Source organism: Rhodoferax sp. LS1P39, from assembly GCF_056521425.1.
This window is the reverse complement of the sequence record NZ_JBWMAV010000001.1, coordinates 522,285-538,422: the sequence shown is the minus strand read 5'-3', so window position 1 is coordinate 538,422 and position 16,138 is coordinate 522,285. Positions and strand designations below refer to the sequence as shown.

Below are 16,138 nucleotides of genomic sequence, written 5' to 3'. Positions count from 1 at the left end.
CTTCAAAAGAAGGATGCTTGTCAAGCCAAGAATGCCCACAATGGAAGTCTTCTCTTACCGGGAGACAAACATGGACACACTTTTGGTGCGGGGCAGCCAGGGCCCCGAAGTTGCCGCGATGCGCCAGGCTCTGGCCCGGGAACTGGGCGACGATGCCCAGGCCTTCCCTGGCCTGGACCAGGGCGACGACATGACGGTGGACGTAGAAGCCGCTGCCCGGCGCTGGCAGTCGGGCGTGGGCCTGGTGGCCGACGGGGTGGTGGGGCCGTACTGCCTGCAACTGCTGGACTTGCGCCCGGCGCCGAAGTTCGAAGTGCCGCTGTCGCTGGAGCTGGTGCGCCAGTTGTTCCCGGCCACCAAGCCCGCCAATATCGCCCGCTACCTGCCCTACGTGGGGGCCGCGCTGGACGCGCTGGGGCTGACCGACTGGCCCACCGTCTGCGCCGCCCTGGGCAGCATCCGTGCCGAGACCGAGGGCTTTTTGCCGATCTCGGAATTCCAGTCGCAGTTCAACACCGCACCGGGCGGGCTGCCGTTTGGCCTGTACGAGCCGGGTACCGGGCCAGGCAAACGCGTGGGCAATACCCAGAAGGGCGACGGTGCGCGCTTCAAAGGGCGTGGCTTTGTGCAACTCACCGGGCGCGACAACTACGCCCGCTACGGCAAGGCCTTGGGCATCGACCTGGGCGTGGCGCAGCCCGGCAATGCCGATCTGGCCAACGCCCCCGAGATTGCGGCCCTGCTGCTGGCCCGCTTTCTGGCCGACAAGTCCGTGCCCCTGCGCGCCGCGCTGGCCGCAGGCAACCTGGCTGCTGCACGCAAGCTGGTCAACGGTGGTAGCCACGGGCTGGACCGCTTCAAGGATGTGTTTAAGCGGGCCGAGGAGCTGGTGGTCACCGTGGCCCGAACGGTGGGGGCGGGGGCCGCCAAATCCACCAAGCCTGGCAAGGTAACCAAGGCCGTGCCGCCGAAGCTGGGCGCCGAGCGCCAGCTCAAGGTGCGCAAAGATCCCATCGACCTGAACGACCGTGCCTACCAGCCGCCGCCCCTGGGCCTGCTGGCGGCTTACCCCACGGACGACAATATCAAGAACTACCTGCCTGCCTACACCGCTGCCAAGCTGGTGCTGGACCAGGGCAACGAGGGCGCGTGCACCGGCTACGGCCTGGCCTGCGTGGTGAATTACCTGCGCTGGTACAAGGCCGAGGGCAAGGTCGAGATCCCGCCCGTGAGCCCGCGCATGCTCTACAACTACGCCCGCCGTTACGACGAATACGCGGGCGAAGACTACAGCGGCTCCAGCTGCCGGGGCGCGCTCAAGGGCTGGTTCAACCACGGCGTGTGCCTGGAGGAATACTGGCACCGCGATGCCCCGCAGCCGCGCTACGGCTATGCCAAAAACGCCACCGACCAGACCCTGGGCGTGTACTACCGCATCGCGCTGCAGTCCATCACCGACCTGCAGGCCGCCATCCAGGCGGTAGGCGCGGTGTTTGTATCGGCGCTGACGCACGACGGCTGGCACACCGTGCTGCAAACCAAGGCGCTGCCCAGCGGGCACAAAGACATTCCCTTGATCCCCTTCGATGGCCGCCCGGCCGATGGTGGGGGGCACGCGTTTGCGCTGGTGGGCTTCAACGCCCAGGGCTTTATCGTGCAGAACTCCTGGGGCAACGCCTTTGGCATGGGCGGCTTTGCGGTACTGGGCTATGCCGACTGGCTGGCCAACGGCATGGATGCCTGGGTGGTGGCGCTGGGTGTGCCCGGTGTGGTGGAAGGCCGCATCAGCGCCAGCGCGGCAGCCGGTGGCGCAGCGGGCCTGGCCCAGACCGCCAACACCAGCCAGTGGTGGGGCGTGGACAAGGCCTACAAGCACAGCGTGGTGCTGGGCGACGATGGCCGCGTGGGCCGCTACCTCACCGAAGACAGCCTCAGCCGCACCCTGGCCTACCAGGTCTGCGAGCTGCCCAGTGCCTGGTTCCGCGACCCGGCCAACGGCCCGGCAGACGGCAAGAAGCGCCTGGTGATCTACGCCCACGGCGGCCTCAACAGCGAGGGCGATGCCATCAAACGCGCCCGTGCCATGGGGCGGCACTTTGAGGCCAACGGCTGCTACCCGCTGTTTCTGGTGTGGAAGACCGGGCTGCTCGAATCCATACGCGGCCTGCTGCAGAAGCAAACCCGCCAGGAACCCACGCTGGCCGGTGGCTGGTGGGGCGACCAGATCGAAAAGGCCACCGAGGTGACCGACCTGGCCATCGAAACCCATATTGGCCGCACCGCCGTGCTGCCGGTGTGGAACCAGATGAAACACGTGGCCGCTCTGGCGTTTGAAAGTCGGCGCGGTGGCGAGCAAATCATCCGCTCCCTGCAGCAGCTGATCGACACCTGGGGCGAGCAACTGGAAATCCACCTGGTAGGCCACTCTGCCGGGGCCATCCTGCTGGGCCACATGCTGCAGGGGCTGGAGTACCGCAAAGTGCCGATGGAAAAAGTCCAGTCCATCCACCTGTATGCCCCGGCCTGCAGCGTGGCGTTTGCCAACCAGCACTACGGCTTCAATCCCCAGGTGATGCAGCGGCTGCACCTGAGCGTGCTGTCCGACCCGCTGGAGCGTGGCGACAACGTGGTGGGCATCTACCGCAAGTCGCTGCTGTACATGGTGTCGGGCGCGCTGGAAACCGATTTGCGCACCCCCATCGCCGGAATGGCCAAGGTCTACCAGGAGGTGCTGGACAGCGGGGATGCGGGTTGGGATGGCAGCTCCACCACCAACGAGAGCCTGCGGGTCTGGCGGCGCAGTGTGAAAGAGGCCAAATTGCAGGCCGCGGGCCGGTTCAAGGTGCTCAAAGGCGCCAAGGTGTGCGTCGCCGCACTGCCCGGTGCCGACAAGGTCCTGGCCCCGGCGGACCACGGCAGCTTTGACAACAACATCGACGTCGTCACCCGCACGCTGGAGGTGGTGCGGGGCGGCAAGCTGCTGAAGCCGGTGGACGACTTGCGGGGCTTTTAGCGCCACCGCCGGGGGTGTGGCGCCAAAGCCTGTACAGTTTTGGCTCCTTTGCGTTTTAGGCCCCCATGTCCACACCCTTGCTCCAAGCCAACGGGCGCGCATTTGCGCACATCGCCCAGTTCCACCCGGAGTTGACGGCGCTGCGCCGCGACCTGCATGCCCACCCCGAGCTGGGCTATGAAGAGGTGTACACGGCAGAGCGCGTGACCCAGGCGCTCAAACTCTGCGGCGTGGACGAGGTGCACACCGGCATCGGCAAGACCGGTGTCGTCGGTGTCATCCATGGACGCAGCAACAAGAGCGGCAAGATGGTCGGCCTGCGCGCCGACATGGACGCGCTGCCCATGACCGAGCAAAACGACTTCGCCTGGAAGTCGGCCAAGGGAGGCCTGATGCACGGCTGCGGCCATGACGGCCATGTGGCCATGCTGGTGGGCGCGGCCCGCTATCTGGCCGAGACGCGCAACTTCGACGGCACGGTGGCGCTGATTTTCCAGCCCGGCGAAGAAGGCTACGCCGGGGCCAAGGCCATGATCGACGACGGCCTGTTCGAGCGCTTTCCGGTGCAGGCCGTGTTTGCCATGCACAACTGGCCGCATATGCGGCCCGGCACCATCGGCCTGAACTCCGGCGCGATGATGGCCGCGTCGGACCGCGTCACCATCGAGATCACGGGCCGCGGCGGCCATGGCGCGCACCCCTACCAGAACATCGACCCGGTGCTGGTGGCGGCCCACACCATCACCGCGCTGCAAAGCGTGGTGTCGCGCAACATCCGCGCCATCGACAGCGGGGTGGTCAGCATCTGCGCGGTGCAAACCGGCGACCTGGGGGCCATGAGCGTGGTGCCCAGCAAGGCCACGCTGGTGGGCACGGTGCGCACCTTCAACCCCGCCGTGCAAGACCTGATCGAGCGGCGCATCACCGAGCTGTGCAGCGCCGTGGCCCTGGGCTTTGGGGCCACCGCCTCGGTGAAATACGAGCGCCTGTACCCGCCCACCATCAATTCCACCGCCGAGGCCTTGTTCATGATGCGGGTGGCCGAGGGCCTGGTGGGTTCGTCGCAGCTGGTGCGCGACCTGGACCCGAGCATGGGCTCGGAAGACTTTTCCTTCATGCTGCAGGTCAAGCCCGGTGCCTACATGCGCATCGGCCAGGGCGTGGAGAACGGCCCGGGTAGCTGCGCGCTGCACAACAACCGCTACGACTTCAACGATGCCATCCTGCCCCTGGGTGCCGCCATGCACGCCAGCCTGGCAGAGCAGTTCATGCCACTATCGGATTGATAGCTGCTCGTGCTTATGGAATAAGCGCTGGGTGCCTATTTCTCTTATAAAACTATTTGCTGTTGCATAGCGAAGGGCACAGGTACAGCTCGTTGGGCACGCCTTCCACCAGGGTCAGCGTGTAGCCCCGGCACAGGGTGCCCAGCACGGCGGTTACCTGGTAGGTGCCCGCGGGCAGGGCCAGCTCGACCAGCGGCCCGGCATCGTCGGCGGTAAACACCCGCTGGCCTTGCAGGTTGTCGATGTGCAGGCGCAAGGGCCCTTCGGGTTTGGCGGCGGGGGCGTACAGGTTGCGTAGCCAATACCACCACTCCAGCGGCGCGGTAAACAGCGTGCCGCGCTCGGCCGGGTCGGCAGCGGCGTGGATCACCAGGCTGGCGTCGGGCGGGGGGGTAGAACGGGGCTTGTTGGACATAGGCCTATCTTGCACGCATCAAGCCTGTTTCCCTGTGTCGCAGCGGCAACGGTTTTATTGCATTTGTCATACAGCCTGCGGCACGGGTTTCAGCAACAAGGCCATGGCGCGGGCCAGCTCCTCGCGCTGCATGGGTTTGGTCAGCAGGCGCGAGACCCCGGCGGCGGCGGCGCGCTCAGCCAGCGCGGCACCGCCGTAGCCGCTGACCATCAGAATGGGCAGGCTGGGCGCAAACTGGCGGATGGCCTGGGTGAGCTGGATGCCGGTCAGGCCGGGCATCACTTCGTCGGTGACCACGGCGGCAAAGCGCTGCGGGTCGGCGCGCAGGGCCTGCAGGGCGGCTACCGGGTCGGTAAAGCCCACCGGCTGGTAGCCCAGGCTGGTGAACATTTCTTCGGCCAGGGCCACCAGGGTGGGCTCGTCGTCCACCACCAGCAGGGCCTGGCCCGCACCCTCCGAGGCGGGCCGGGCGGTGGGGCGGCGCGGGCTGGCGGCATCGGTGCACTCGGGGAAGTACAGGGTAAAGCGGGCCCCTTTGCCGGGCTGGCTTTGCACGTCGATGGCACCGCCCAACTCGGCCACCACGCCGTGCACCACGGCCAGGCCCAGGCCGGTGCCCGACTCGGCCCCCCGGGTGGTGAAGAAGGGCTCGAACAGCCGCTCCATCACCTCAGGCGTGATGCCGTTGCCCTGGTCGGCCACGGTCAGCACCAGGTAGGACCCGGCGGAGAGCTGGGTGTGCGACAGCACCCGGCGCTGCGCCACCTGCTGGCGCACCAGTTGCACCTGCACCATGCCGCCTTTTGGCATGGCCTGCATGGCGTTGGTGCACAGGTTCATCACCGCTTCAAAGGCCTGGGTGGGGTCGCCGCGCAGCAGCGCACCGGGGGCTTCCAGGCCGCGCTCCAGCACCACGCCGGGGCGCAGCGTGGCCGACAGCAAGGCCAGCACCTCGGCCACGATGGGCTGCAGCTCGAACACGGTGGAGGCACAGCCGCCGCCCCGGCCAAACGACAAGATGCGCTCCACCAGCGCCTTGCCGCGCAGGGCCGCGCCCAGCACTTTGTCCAGATGCCGGGCCTGGGCGCTGCCGGGCTGGGCGGCATCCTGGGCCATTTCGCCAAAGCCGACGATGGCCGCCAGCACGTTGTTGAAGTCGTGCGCCACGCCGCCTGCCAGTTCGCCCAGCGACTCCAGCCGGGTGGCGCGGCTGCTTTGGGTGGCCAGGGCAGCCTGGGCGGCGGCGCGGCGCTGGTTGGCGCGCTGCACCAGATACGCCGATGCGGCCAGCCCGCCCAGCAGCAGCAGCACGCCCACGGCGACCAGGCGGGCGGTGGCGGTCCAGGCCTGCAGCACCACTGGCAGGTCGCGGGTAAAGACCACTTCCAGGCCGTAGCGCTCCAGGCTGCGCAGGGCGATCAGGCGCTCGCTGCCGTCGGGCAGGCGGCGCAGTTCGGTGCCTTTCTGGTCGGCCAGGCGGCGGGCGATGCTGGCTTCGTCCAGCATGGGCTGGATGTCCAGCGTGCCCGCCAGCAGCACGCCGTCGCGCCGGAACACGGCCATGCGTGCGTCGGTGCCGGGCTGGGCCACGGTAAAGGCCCCTAGCAGCGCGTGGGAGCGCAGGGTGGCCAGAATCCAGCCGCCGGGCTGGCCGGTGGCATCGGCAAACGGCACCGCCAGGGTGACCAGCGGGGCCTGGGTGCGTGGGTCGGAAAACGGACGGCTGACGGCCACCGCATCGGGCTCCAGCTGGTTCAGGCCCGGATAAAAGCTGGCCAGGTCGGCCATGGCGCTGGGGCTGGAGGCGGCCAGTAGCTGGCCCTGGCGGTCGGTCAGCGCCAGGGTATCGACGATGGCCATCAGCTCGGTGCGGGTTTGCAGGGCCCGCACGGCATTGCTGCCACGGGTAGCCAGGCCGCCCTCGGCCAGCTCGACCTGCATGGCGCGCAGCCCGGCATTCATGCCGCGCAGCTCGCGGTGGATTTCGTCGCTCAGCGCCAGTGACAGCAGGCCCAGCTCGCGCGACTGGCTGCGGATGGCCTCGCCGCGCAAATGGCTGACCACGCCCGCGGCGGCCAGCACCAACCCCAGCCCCAAGGCCGTGGGCAGCGCCCAACGCCAGAGCAGGCAGGTGCGCCCGGCTTGCCAAATACGTTGCATACTCATCCTGGTTACTGTTTGCGAATCACCCATCATGACGACACCATGACCACCCCTACCGCTCCGCACATTCTAGTAATCGACGACGACCCGACCATCCGCGAGCTGGTGGTCGAATACCTGGGCGACAACGACCTGCGCGTCAGCGCCGCCGCCTCGGGCCGCGAGATGTTCGAAGTCATCGACCGCGAAGCCATTGACCTGGTGCTGCTCGACCTGAAGCTGCCCGGCGAAGACGGCATGCAACTGGCCCGCACCCTGCGCGAACGCGCCAGCGTGCCCATCATCTTTTTGACCGGCCGCAACGAAGAGGCCGACCGCGTCATGGGCCTGGAGCTGGGGGCCGACGACTACGTCACCAAGCCCTTCAGCCCGCGCGAGCTGCTGGCCCGGGTGCGCGCCGTGCTGCGCCGCTACCAAGTGCAGGCCACGCTGCCCGAGCGCGACAACAGCCGCCGCGCCTTCCGTTTCTCGGGCTGGGAGCTGAACCTGCGCACCCGCCGCTTGGTGTCGCCAGCGGGCGTGTCGGTAGAGCTGTCCAACGGCGAATTCAGCCTGCTGGGTGCTATGTGCCGGGCCCCGCAGCGGGTGCTGTCGCGCGACCAGCTGCTGTCGATGTCGCGCCTGCACGAGGCCGAGGTGTACGACCGCACCATCGACGTACAGATCCGCCGTTTGCGCCTCAAGGTAGAGGTCGATTCGGCCAACCCCACGCTGATCGTCACCGAGCGCGGCGCGGGTTATTTGCTGGCCAGCGAAGTCGAAACCTTGTACTAGCGGTTAACGGTAGGCGCTGGTTGAGAACGTGCGGATCTTGCTGTACGCGCGGACTACGCCGGGCACGGTGCTAGCCACATAGCGGGCCTTGCCTTCCGCGATCGGGCCCTGCGTCCAGCCGGACAGCAACACCGTGCCGTTGTCGGCGCTGACTGTCACGTCTTTCACGGCGCGGCCCAGCTGGGTGGTAAGGGCGGTTTGCACGCTGGCGGCCAGGTTGTCATCGGGGGTGGCTGCGTGGCTGCTGGCCATCAGGAAAGGGCCGACGGCCAGGGCGAGCAGGGTGGTGGTGGCGAGACGTCGGAGGGTGTGTGCCATGGGGATTCCATTCAATGCAGATGCGATAGCCCAAGTGTGCGGACGGCCCACCGCCTGCGTGTGACACCGGGCGGCGGCTGTATTGCATCTGTCACGCAACATGTTTGCTATATTAAATAGAGCTTGTCACGCTGATGGAATAAGCGCTGGAGGCAAAAAAGGCACTAAATCGATCTACGGGTTAATATGGGTGGACAACCTGGTTTTTATACTCAAGGAATCTGCGCGCCATGCAAACCTCCACCCGCACCGTGTCCATCGAACGTACCGAACGCCCCTGGGGCTGGTATGAAACCATGTTCGAGGCCCCCGGCCACAAGATCAAGCGCATCGGCGTGCACCCCGGCCAGCAGCTCAGCCTGCAACTGCACCACCAGCGCGCCGAACATTGGGTGGTGGTAGTTGGTACCGCCATCGTCACCGTGGGCGACCAGGTGCTGGAGATGGCCCCCGGCCAGCATATCGACATCGCCCTGGGCGCAGTGCACCGCCTGGCCAACAAGACCACCGAACCGGTGGAAATCATGGAAGTGCAGTTTGGCGACTACCTCGGCGAAGACGACATCGTCAGATTGCAGGACGACTACGGTCGTAATTGATCCCGCAGGTTCTTCAGCATGTCCTGGACCATCGCGTCCAGGTCGTATTCCGCCCTCCACCCCCAGTCTTGCTGGGCCGCTGAGTCGTCGATGGAGCGGGGCCAGCTGTTGGCAATCGCTTGCCGGAAGTCGGGCACGCATTCCAGGCTGAAGCCTGGCATGTAGCGGGCAATCGCCTCGGCAATCTGCACGGGGGTAAAGCTGATGCCGCCCAGGTTGTACGAGCCGCGTTCGCGCACATGGGCAGCGGGGGATTCCATCAGCTCCAGCGTGGCGCGGATGGCATCGGGCATGTACATCATCGGCAGGGCGGTGTTGCCCGCTAGGAAGCTGGTGTAGCGGCCCACTTTCAAAGCGGCGTGGAAGATCTCGATGGCGTAGTCGGTGGTGCCGCCGCCGGGCGCGGTTTTCCAGCTCACCAGGCCGGGGTAGCGCAGGCTGCGCACGTCCACGCCGTGGTTGCGGTGGTACCAGTTGCACCAGCCTTCTCCCGCCAGTTTGGAGATGCCGTAGACGGTCGTGGGGTCCATCACGGTGTGCTGCGGCGTGTGGTCGCGTGGGGTGTTCGGGCCAAAGGCGGCAATGGAGCTGGGCCAGAACACCTTGTCCAGCTTGTGGGTGCGGGCCAGCTCCAGCACGTTGAGCAGGCTTTTCATGTTCAGGTCCCAGGCCCATTTGGGGTGCTGCTCGCCGCGTGCCGACAGGGCTGCGGCCAGCAGGTAGATCTGGGTGACGTGGTGGCGCTCGACCACCTCGGTCAGCGCGCTCGCCTCGGTCACGTCCAGCATTTCGTGGCGCAGGCCTTGCACGCGGCCCTTGGGCACCATGTCGCTGGTGATGACGGCCTCCGGGCCATGGCGCTGCACCAGGGCGTGGGTGAGTTCGGTGCCGATCTGGCCGTTGGCACCAATGATCAGAATGCGCGGGCTCATGCTGCAATCAACCCCAGCTCGTGCCCGGCCTGGGTGAAGGCCGCCACGGCGTGTTCCAGGTCGGCCCGCGTGTGCGCTGCGCTCATCTGCACGCGGATGCGCGCCTGGCCCTTGGGCACCACCGGGAAGAAAAAGCCCACCACGTACACCCCCAGCTCCAGCATGCGTGCCGCCAGCTTTTGCGCCACCACCGCGTCATACACCATGATGGGCACGATGGGGTGCTCACCGGGCTTGATGTCAAACCCGGCCTGCACCAGGGCGCTGCGGAAGTAGGCGGTGTTGTCGGCCAGGGTGTCGCGCAGGGCGGTGGAGGCCTCCAGCAGGTCGAGCACGGCAATCGATGCGCCCACGATGCTGGGGGCTACCGTGTTGCTGAACAGATAAGGCCGTGAGCGCTGGCGCAGCAGCTCCACCACCTCGCGCCGCGCACTGGTAAAGCCGCCCGAGGCACCGCCCAGCGCCTTGCCCAGCGTGCCGGTGATGATGTCAATCTTGCCAAACACGCCGCGGTGCTCGTGCGTGCCGCGCCCGGTAGCCCCCATGAAGCCGCTGGCGTGGCACTCGTCCACGCCCAGCAGCGCACCAAACTGGTCGCACAGGCGGCGCATTACGTCCAGCTGGGCGATGGTGCCGTCCATGGAAAACACGCCGTCGGTAAACACCAGGGTGTGGCGTGCGCCATCGGTTTTGGCCTGCTGCAACTGGCGCTCCAGGTCGGCCATGTCGTTATGGGCATAGCGGTAGCGCTTGGCCTTGCACAGGCGAATGCCGTCGATGATGCTGGCGTGGTTCAGCGCGTCGCTGATGATGGCGTCTTCCTCGCCCAGCAGGGGCTCGAACAGGCCGCCGTTGGCATCGAAAGCTGCGGCGTAGAGGATGGTGTCCTCGGTACCCAAAAACTTCGACAGGCGCGCCTCCAGGGTTTTATGGATGTCTTGCGTGCCGCAGATGAAACGCACCGAGCTCAGGCCGTAGCCGTGGGTGTGCAAGGCCTCTGCTGCCGCCACCACCACGGCGGGGTGGCTGGACAGGCCCAGGTAGTTGTTGGCGCACAGGTTCAGCACCTCGCGGGTGGAGCCATCGGCCGCCACCGTCTGGATGCGCGGCCCCTGGGCGCTGGCGATCACCCGCTCGGCCTTGTACAGGCCTGCATCGCGGATGCCTTGCAGCTCTTGCTGGAGGTGGGTGTAGAACGCTTGGGTGGTGGTCATGGCAGGCACTATGATGTTGCAGTAAATCGAAATTGTTCTTTATATCGAACAATAAGTCAATATATTGGAAACCCCGCATGCGTAAATCTTCCCTCCCACCCGCCGAGCCGCCCCGGGTGGGCGACACCCTGGCCGCGCTGCGCCAGGCGCAGGCCTTGTCGCTGGATGCCTTGTCGCGCAAGGCCGGGGTGTCCAAGTCCATGCTGTCGCAGATCGAGCGCGCCCAGGCCAACCCCACGGTGGCGGTGGTGTGGCGGCTGGCGAATGCGCTGGGCGTGCCGCTGGGGGATTTGCTGGGCTCTGCGCCCGCGCCTGCCGCGCCCGCCATCACTGTGGTGCCCGCCCACGCCACGCCCTCGCTGCGCCACCCGGACGGTGCCTGCGAGCTGCGCATCCTGGGCCCCATCGACCTGGCAGGCCAGTTCGAGTGGTACGCGCTGGCGATCCAGCCCGGCGGCGCGCTGGAGTCGCAGCCGCACGAGGCCGGTACGCGCGAACACCTGACGCTGCTGACCGGCGCGCTGGACGTGGTGTCGGGCGAAGCTGTGCAGCACCTGGCCCCCGGTGAAACCGCCCGCTACGCCGCCGACCGGCCCCACGCCATCCGCAACCCGGGCACGGTGGAGGCGACCGCCTGGCTGGTGGTGGTGCATGCCGGTTGAGCGTGGGTCACAATTAAATTTGGTACCGGTTCCATGCTGCAACAAATTGCAACCGTAATTACTCCATAATTTCTTGACACGGATTGTTTGAGGGAAAACACATGCAGGGCTTGCGGTTCGGATCAGATCTCCCACGCGGCCTGGGTACCCGGCGGGTATGCCGCGCCTGACAGCGGCCCCTCAAACACCCGGTAACAGCCTGTTCGGGCTGAGCCATTTCATGGGCCGGTACCCCCGGACGGTAGGCACCCTCTGCGGTTACGCGGCGGGTTTGGTGATGGCGCTGGCCGTGCTGCTGGCAGCCTTGCAGCTGCGGTTACAAGCCGTCGACAGCGGCCATGCGCAGGTGATTGCCAGCATGCAGGAGTTGCAGGCCGACATCGGCCACCTGCTGGACGAGCTCAACACCTCCTTTGCCCCGGTGTGCACGCCGGACAACCTGAACCGGCTGCGCAGCCTGATGTTCACCCACCGCTATGCGCGCGACATCGGCCTGCTGAACCCGCAGCGCCAGCTGTTCTGCACCACCAACATCGGCCTGTTGGACACCCCCAGCGCCGCTGCCCAAGGCGGTATCGAGGGCTCCATTGGCCACTATTACCTCAACTCCCGCCTGCCCTTGTCGCAAGGCACGGTGCGCGCCGCGCTGGTGGAGCGAGGGCGCTTCCAGGTGGCGATGCAGCCCAACGCCACCCAGGACCTGCGCACCCGCTATGCCGATGCCGTATGGGCTGGCCGCGCCAGCCAGCGCACCCGGGTGTTCCAAGGCACCCGCGGCGTGTGGACCGACCGCCTGGTCACCCCGGCCACCCCCCATCTGCATCTGCATGCGGACCGCATTGCCTTGCTGGTGACCACCACGCTGCAGGGGGTGAGCCCGATCTCGGTGCAGTCGGTGCTGCTGCCCCAAGACCTGGTCCAGAACTATTCCGCCGTGCTGCTCGGGTCTGCCCTGGTGTGCCTGCTGCTGGGGCTGCTGGTGCAGAGCGCGGTGACCCAGCGCTGCCAGCATTTTCAGTCCATGGCCTACCGCATCCGCTTTCTGTGCCAACCGGCCAATGTGGTGTGCCACTACCAGCCCATCATCGACCTGGCCACCGGCCAACCGATAGGCTGCGAAGTGCTGGCCCGGCTGATGGATGCGGGCCAACTGGTCTACCCCGATCATTTCATTCCGGCCCTGATTGCCGACAACCGCACCTGGGCGTTTGATGCGGCGGTGAGCACCCGGGCGCTACAGGAGCTGGGGGCCGCCCTGCCTGCGCGCGGGCCGTTCAAGGTGGCGCTGAACTTCTTTCCGCAAAACCTGCAGCGCGATGCTGTCGAGCCGCACCTGCGTGCCAGCCTGCAGGTGCTGGGCCGCAGCGATCTGCAGGTGGAGCTGGAAGTCACCGAATACAACTTCTCGCCCGAGATCGTGCCCGAGCTGCAGCGCCTCAAGGCCGACGGCTACTTCATCTCGATCGACGACTTCGGCACCGGCTATTCCAACCTCGGCATGGTCAAGCGGGTCGCGCCCGACTTCTTGAAGATCGACAAGTCGTTTGTGTTCGAGATGGAAGATGCCAGCCTGCGCTCCAGCCTGATCCCGGAAATCATGGCCATCGCCAAGGCCGTGAACAGCCAGGTGGTCGCCGAAGGCATTGAAAACGCCGCCCAGGCAGCACAGTTGCGTGCCATGGGCGTGCCCTTTGGTCAGGGTTACTACTTTGCCAGGCCCATGCCGCTGGAGGCGTTTTTGGCCTACCTGCGGGCCTGCGACGAAACGGCTACACGCCCAGTTCTTTGAACACCTCTTTGGCGGTGCGAAAGCTGTCGATGGCGGCCGGTGCGCCGCAGTAGATGGCGGTTTGCAAAAACACCTCTTTGATTTCGTCCTTGCTCACGCCGTTGGTCAGTGCGCCGCGCAGGTGCAGCTTGAGTTCGTGCGGGCGGTTCAGGGCGGTCAGCATGGCCAGGTTCAGCAGGCTGCGGGTTTTGCGGTCCAGGCCGGGGCGGTTCCACACATCGCCCCAGGCGTACTGGGTCACCAGTTCCTGGATGTCCATGCTGAAGGCATCGGCGTTCTGGATGGCCGCGTCCACATACTCGGCGCCCAGCACCTCGCGGCGGGTTTGCAGGCCTTTGTCGAAAAGTTCTTGGTTCATGGCAACTCCCCTGGTGAAAAAAAGGGAGTGTATCGCCCGCCATGGATGCTACAAATTAAGTAGCTTCTCGTGCTTATGGAATAAGCGCTGGGGCCTGATTTTGTATAAATCAGGTGTAGCGTTTGCTGCGCAGGTTGTTCTTGATCTCTTGCAGCTTGGGCTGCAGGGTGGAGCCGCCGATGCGCAGGGCCACGCAGGTGGCCAGGATGTCGATGATCATCAAATGCAGCAGGCGCGACACCATGGGGCTGTAGCGCTCGTAGCCTTCGGGGTGGTTGGCAGCGAGGTGCACATGCCCGGCAGCCGCCAGGGGCGAGCCGCTGGTGGTGATGACGATGGTGGTCGCGCCGTTCTTGCGGGCGATGTCGCAGGCATCCATCAGGTCGCGGGTGCGGCCCGAGTTCGAGATGACCACCACGCAGTCGCCCGGGCCGAGCATGGACGCGCCCATCACCTGCATGTGGCCGTCGCTGTAGGCAATGGCGTGCACGCCCAGGCGGAAGAACTTGTGCTGCGCGTCCTGCGCCACGATGCCGGAATTGCCCGCGCCGTAGAACTCGATGCGCTTGCCGGTCTTGTAGGTGTCGGCCAGGATTTCGGCGGCCTTTTCCAGCGCGGTGGTGCTGGCTTCGTTGCGGTACTTGAGGAAGGCGGCGACGGTGTTGTCGATCACCTTGACCATCACGTCGCTGGTTTTGTCGTCCAAGTCCACGCTGCGGTGGATGAAGGGCACGCCTTCGCTGACGCTGCCCGCCAGCTTGAGCTTGAAGTCGCTCAGGCCGTCGTAGCCCATGCTGCGGCAGAACCGCACCACGGTGGGTTTGCTGACGTGGGCGCGGTCAGAGAGTTCGCTGACCGGCAGGTTGGCAAAGGCGCGCGGGTCGGCCAGCACCAGCTTGCCCACACGCTGCTCCGCTGGTGCCAGCGACGAGAGGGAAGCTTTGATGCGGTCCAGCATAAATTACGACTCTTCGCTCCAGCAGTAGCCATCGCGCGCAATCATGGCGCTGGAGGCGCTGGGGCCCCAGGTGCCTGCCACGTAGGGGCGCGGGCCCGCGGCATCGTTCTTCCAGTGTTCGATGATGGGCTCGACCCAGCGCCAGGCTTCTTCTTGCTCGTCGCTGCGCACAAACAGGTTCAGGCGGCCGTCCAGCACGTCGAGCAGCAGGCGCTCGTACGCGCCCACGCGCTCGGTGCCAAAGCGCTTGTCGAAGTCCAGATCCAGCTGCACCGGGGCCAGCGACTGGCTGGCGGCGCGGCTGCGGTTGCCCTGGGCTTGCGCCAGCAGGTGCAGCTCCAGGCCGTCTTTGGGTTGCAGGTTGATGACCAGGCGATTCGCCGCGCCCACCGGGGCGTTGAAGATCGGGTGCGGGGTCTGGTGGAAGTTGACCACGATGTGCGCGTCGCGTCCGGCCAGGCGCTTGCCGGTACGGATGTAGAAGGGCACACCGGCCCAGCGCCAGTTGGCGATCTCGGTGCGCAGGGCCACAAAGGTTTCGGTCTGGCTGTCGGGGTTCACGCCCAGCTCTTCACGGTAGCCGGGCACCGCCACGCCGCTGGACTTGCCCGCGCTGTACTGGCCACGGATCACGTGCTGTGAAAGCGTCTCGGCCGTCCAGGGCTTGAGCGAGCGCAGCACCTTGAGCTTTTCGTCGCGGATGGCATCGGCGTGCGAGTTGATGGGCGGCTCCATGCCGATGGCGCACAGCAGTTGCAGCGCATGGTTTTGCACCATGTCGCGCAGGGCACCGGTGTTTTCGTAGAAGGCACCGCGCTTTTCCACGCCCAGGTCTTCGGCGATGGTGATCTGGATGTTGGCGATGTGTTCGCGCTTCCACAGTGGCTCGAACAAGGCGTTGCCAAAGCGCAACGCAAACAGGTTCTGTACCGAGGGCTTGCCCAGATAGTGGTCGATGCGGAAAACCTGCTTTTCCGTGAAACAGCGGCGCACGGTGTCGTTGATGGCGCGGTTGGAGGCCAGGTCGTGGCCCAGTGGCTTCTCCAGCACGATGCGGGTGTGCGGGCTGTTCAGCCCGGCGGCGGCCAGCTGCTCGCACACGGTGGTGAACAGGCCGGGCGCGGTGGCCACGTACATCACCACGGAGTCGGCGTTGCGGGCTTCCAGCATGGATTTCAGCGCGGCGTAGTCGTCGGGCTTGGACAGGTCCATGCGCTGGAATTCCAGCAGCGCGGCAAAGCGCGCAAATTCTTCGGCGTTGGGGCGCTTGGATTCTTCCACGCTGTTGAAGCGCGACTGGATCTGCTCACGGTACTGTTCGTGGCTCAGGTCGTCGCGGCCCACGCCGATGATGCGGCCGCCTTCGGGCAGGGTGCCGTGGCGAAAAGATTGGAACAGGGCGGGCATCAACTTGCGCCAGGCGAGGTCGCCGGTGCCGCCAAACAAAACGAGATCAAAGCTCATAGTTTTCATCCAAATAGGCAAGACTTACGCAAGTTCTTCCGTGCGCCACAAGGGCAATACAAAGGACATTGGAGGGCACTGCGTCCGTCCCGGGTGGTCTCAACCTGTGCTGTGCACGGGTTCTCAGGGTGGTCGCCAATGTAACTTAGTTTCAGGTTTCTGAAAATATGGGCACAGAAAATAGTTTTTTTCT

Annotated in this window: 14 protein-coding genes; 6 read left to right on the top strand and 8 right to left on the bottom strand. The window is 66.0% G+C overall.

The genetic code is table 11. The annotated features are described in order from the left end of the window. Positions 1-70: 70 nt before the first annotated feature. Positions 71-3,013: a C1 family peptidase gene (locus AC097O_RS02345; protein ID WP_479591279.1), complete on the top strand. Its 2,943-nt coding sequence runs from the start codon at positions 71-73 to the stop codon at positions 3,011-3,013. Positions 3,014-3,078: 65 nt separating this feature from the next. Further along, the gene (locus AC097O_RS02340) at positions 3,079-4,299 is read left to right on the top strand and encodes a M20 aminoacylase family protein (RefSeq protein ID WP_479591278.1); all 1,221 of its coding nucleotides are present in this window, start codon (positions 3,079-3,081) and stop codon (positions 4,297-4,299) included. A gap of 52 nt (positions 4,300-4,351) precedes the next feature. On the opposite strand, the gene AC097O_RS02335 is transcribed toward AC097O_RS02340, so the two are convergent. Continuing rightward, positions 4,352-4,714, bottom strand: a complete 363-nt coding sequence (locus AC097O_RS02335) for a hypothetical protein (RefSeq protein ID WP_479591277.1) — start codon at positions 4,712-4,714, stop codon at positions 4,352-4,354. Positions 4,715-4,780: 66 nt separating this feature from the next. After that, positions 4,781-6,874: an ATP-binding protein gene (locus tag AC097O_RS02330; protein ID WP_479591276.1), complete on the bottom strand. Its 2,094-nt coding sequence runs from the start codon at positions 6,872-6,874 to the stop codon at positions 4,781-4,783. Positions 6,875-6,919: 45 nt separating this feature from the next. On the opposite strand from AC097O_RS02330, the gene AC097O_RS02325 reads away from it, so the two are divergent. Continuing rightward, the gene (locus tag AC097O_RS02325) at positions 6,920-7,651 is read left to right on the top strand and encodes a response regulator (RefSeq protein ID WP_479591275.1); all 732 of its coding nucleotides are present in this window, start codon (positions 6,920-6,922) and stop codon (positions 7,649-7,651) included. Between the two features lie 3 nt (positions 7,652-7,654). Here the strand turns inward: AC097O_RS02325 and AC097O_RS02320 are convergent, their stop codons facing one another. After that, complete coding sequence (locus AC097O_RS02320) at positions 7,655-7,969, bottom strand: BON domain-containing protein (RefSeq protein WP_479591274.1); 315 nt, start codon at positions 7,967-7,969, stop codon at positions 7,655-7,657. Between the two features lie 230 nt (positions 7,970-8,199). Between AC097O_RS02320 and AC097O_RS02315 the strand changes: the two genes are divergently transcribed. Then, positions 8,200-8,568: a phosphomannose isomerase type II C-terminal cupin domain gene (locus tag AC097O_RS02315; protein ID WP_479591273.1), complete on the top strand. Its 369-nt coding sequence runs from the start codon at positions 8,200-8,202 to the stop codon at positions 8,566-8,568. Here AC097O_RS02315 and AC097O_RS02310 read toward each other — a convergent pair. Further along, entirely contained in the window at positions 8,553-9,500 is a 948-nt protein-coding gene (locus AC097O_RS02310) for an NAD-dependent epimerase/dehydratase family protein (RefSeq protein WP_479591272.1), read from the bottom strand. The two genes, AC097O_RS02315 and AC097O_RS02310, sit on opposite strands and share 16 nt — an antisense overlap. Next, positions 9,497-10,714: a glycine C-acetyltransferase gene (kbl, locus tag AC097O_RS02305; RefSeq protein WP_479591271.1), complete on the bottom strand. Its 1,218-nt coding sequence runs from the start codon at positions 10,712-10,714 to the stop codon at positions 9,497-9,499. The genes AC097O_RS02310 and kbl overlap by 4 nt, the downstream gene beginning before the upstream one ends. 77 nt (positions 10,715-10,791) lie before the next feature. Between kbl and AC097O_RS02300 the strand changes: the two genes are divergently transcribed. Together AC097O_RS02300 and AC097O_RS02295 are read left to right on the top strand one after the other, a co-directional pair. Then, positions 10,792-11,376 carry a helix-turn-helix domain-containing protein gene (locus AC097O_RS02300; protein ID WP_479591270.1) on the top strand — a complete coding sequence of 195 codons (585 nt, stop codon included), beginning with the start codon at positions 10,792-10,794 and terminating at the stop codon, positions 11,374-11,376. 157 nt (positions 11,377-11,533) lie between these two features. Beyond that, positions 11,534-13,165: an EAL domain-containing protein gene (locus AC097O_RS02295; RefSeq protein WP_479591269.1), complete on the top strand. Its 1,632-nt coding sequence runs from the start codon at positions 11,534-11,536 to the stop codon at positions 13,163-13,165. Here AC097O_RS02295 and pcaC read toward each other — a convergent pair. The 3 genes from pcaC to zwf all read right to left on the bottom strand — a co-directional run bounded on the left by pcaC (position 13,146) and on the right by zwf (position 15,945). After that, on the bottom strand, positions 13,146-13,523 hold the full coding sequence (pcaC, locus tag AC097O_RS02290) for a 4-carboxymuconolactone decarboxylase (protein ID WP_479591268.1): 378 nt from the start codon (positions 13,521-13,523) through the stop codon (positions 13,146-13,148). The genes AC097O_RS02295 and pcaC overlap by 20 nt on opposite strands. A gap of 109 nt (positions 13,524-13,632) precedes the next feature. Continuing rightward, positions 13,633-14,481: a MurR/RpiR family transcriptional regulator gene (locus AC097O_RS02285; protein ID WP_479591267.1), complete on the bottom strand. Its 849-nt coding sequence runs from the start codon at positions 14,479-14,481 to the stop codon at positions 13,633-13,635. Positions 14,482-14,484: 3 nt separating this feature from the next. Continuing rightward, positions 14,485-15,945, bottom strand: a complete 1,461-nt coding sequence (zwf, locus tag AC097O_RS02280; RefSeq protein ID WP_479591266.1) for a glucose-6-phosphate dehydrogenase — start codon at positions 15,943-15,945, stop codon at positions 14,485-14,487. Positions 15,946-16,138: the final 193 nt, after the last annotated feature.

Excerpts from the sequence above, each read along its gene's own strand:
- AC097O_RS02335 (WP_479591277.1), bottom strand. The coding sequence starts at position 4,714 with ATGTCCAACAAGCCCCGTTCTACCCCCCCGCCCGACGCCAGCCTGGTG.
- AC097O_RS02340 (WP_479591278.1), top strand. The coding sequence starts at position 3,079 with ATGTCCACACCCTTGCTCCAAGCCAACGGGCGCGCATTTGCGCACATC.
- AC097O_RS02300 (WP_479591270.1), top strand. The coding sequence starts at position 10,792 with ATGCGTAAATCTTCCCTCCCACCCGCCGAGCCGCCCCGGGTGGGCGAC.
- AC097O_RS02325 (WP_479591275.1), top strand. The coding sequence starts at position 6,920 with ATGACCACCCCTACCGCTCCGCACATTCTAGTAATCGACGACGACCCG.
- AC097O_RS02330 (WP_479591276.1), bottom strand. The coding sequence starts at position 6,874 with ATGCAACGTATTTGGCAAGCCGGGCGCACCTGCCTGCTCTGGCGTTGG.
- pcaC (WP_479591268.1), bottom strand. The coding sequence starts at position 13,523 with ATGAACCAAGAACTTTTCGACAAAGGCCTGCAAACCCGCCGCGAGGTG.
- AC097O_RS02345 (WP_479591279.1), top strand. The coding sequence starts at position 71 with ATGGACACACTTTTGGTGCGGGGCAGCCAGGGCCCCGAAGTTGCCGCG.
- zwf (WP_479591266.1), bottom strand. The coding sequence starts at position 15,945 with ATGAGCTTTGATCTCGTTTTGTTTGGCGGCACCGGCGACCTCGCCTGG.
- AC097O_RS02285 (WP_479591267.1), bottom strand. The coding sequence starts at position 14,481 with ATGCTGGACCGCATCAAAGCTTCCCTCTCGTCGCTGGCACCAGCGGAG.
- AC097O_RS02320 (WP_479591274.1), bottom strand. The coding sequence starts at position 7,969 with ATGGCACACACCCTCCGACGTCTCGCCACCACCACCCTGCTCGCCCTG.
- AC097O_RS02315 (WP_479591273.1), top strand. The coding sequence starts at position 8,200 with ATGCAAACCTCCACCCGCACCGTGTCCATCGAACGTACCGAACGCCCC.
- AC097O_RS02295 (WP_479591269.1), top strand. The coding sequence starts at position 11,534 with ATGCCGCGCCTGACAGCGGCCCCTCAAACACCCGGTAACAGCCTGTTC.
- kbl (WP_479591271.1), bottom strand. The coding sequence starts at position 10,714 with ATGACCACCACCCAAGCGTTCTACACCCACCTCCAGCAAGAGCTGCAA.
- AC097O_RS02310 (WP_479591272.1), bottom strand. The coding sequence starts at position 9,500 with ATGAGCCCGCGCATTCTGATCATTGGTGCCAACGGCCAGATCGGCACC.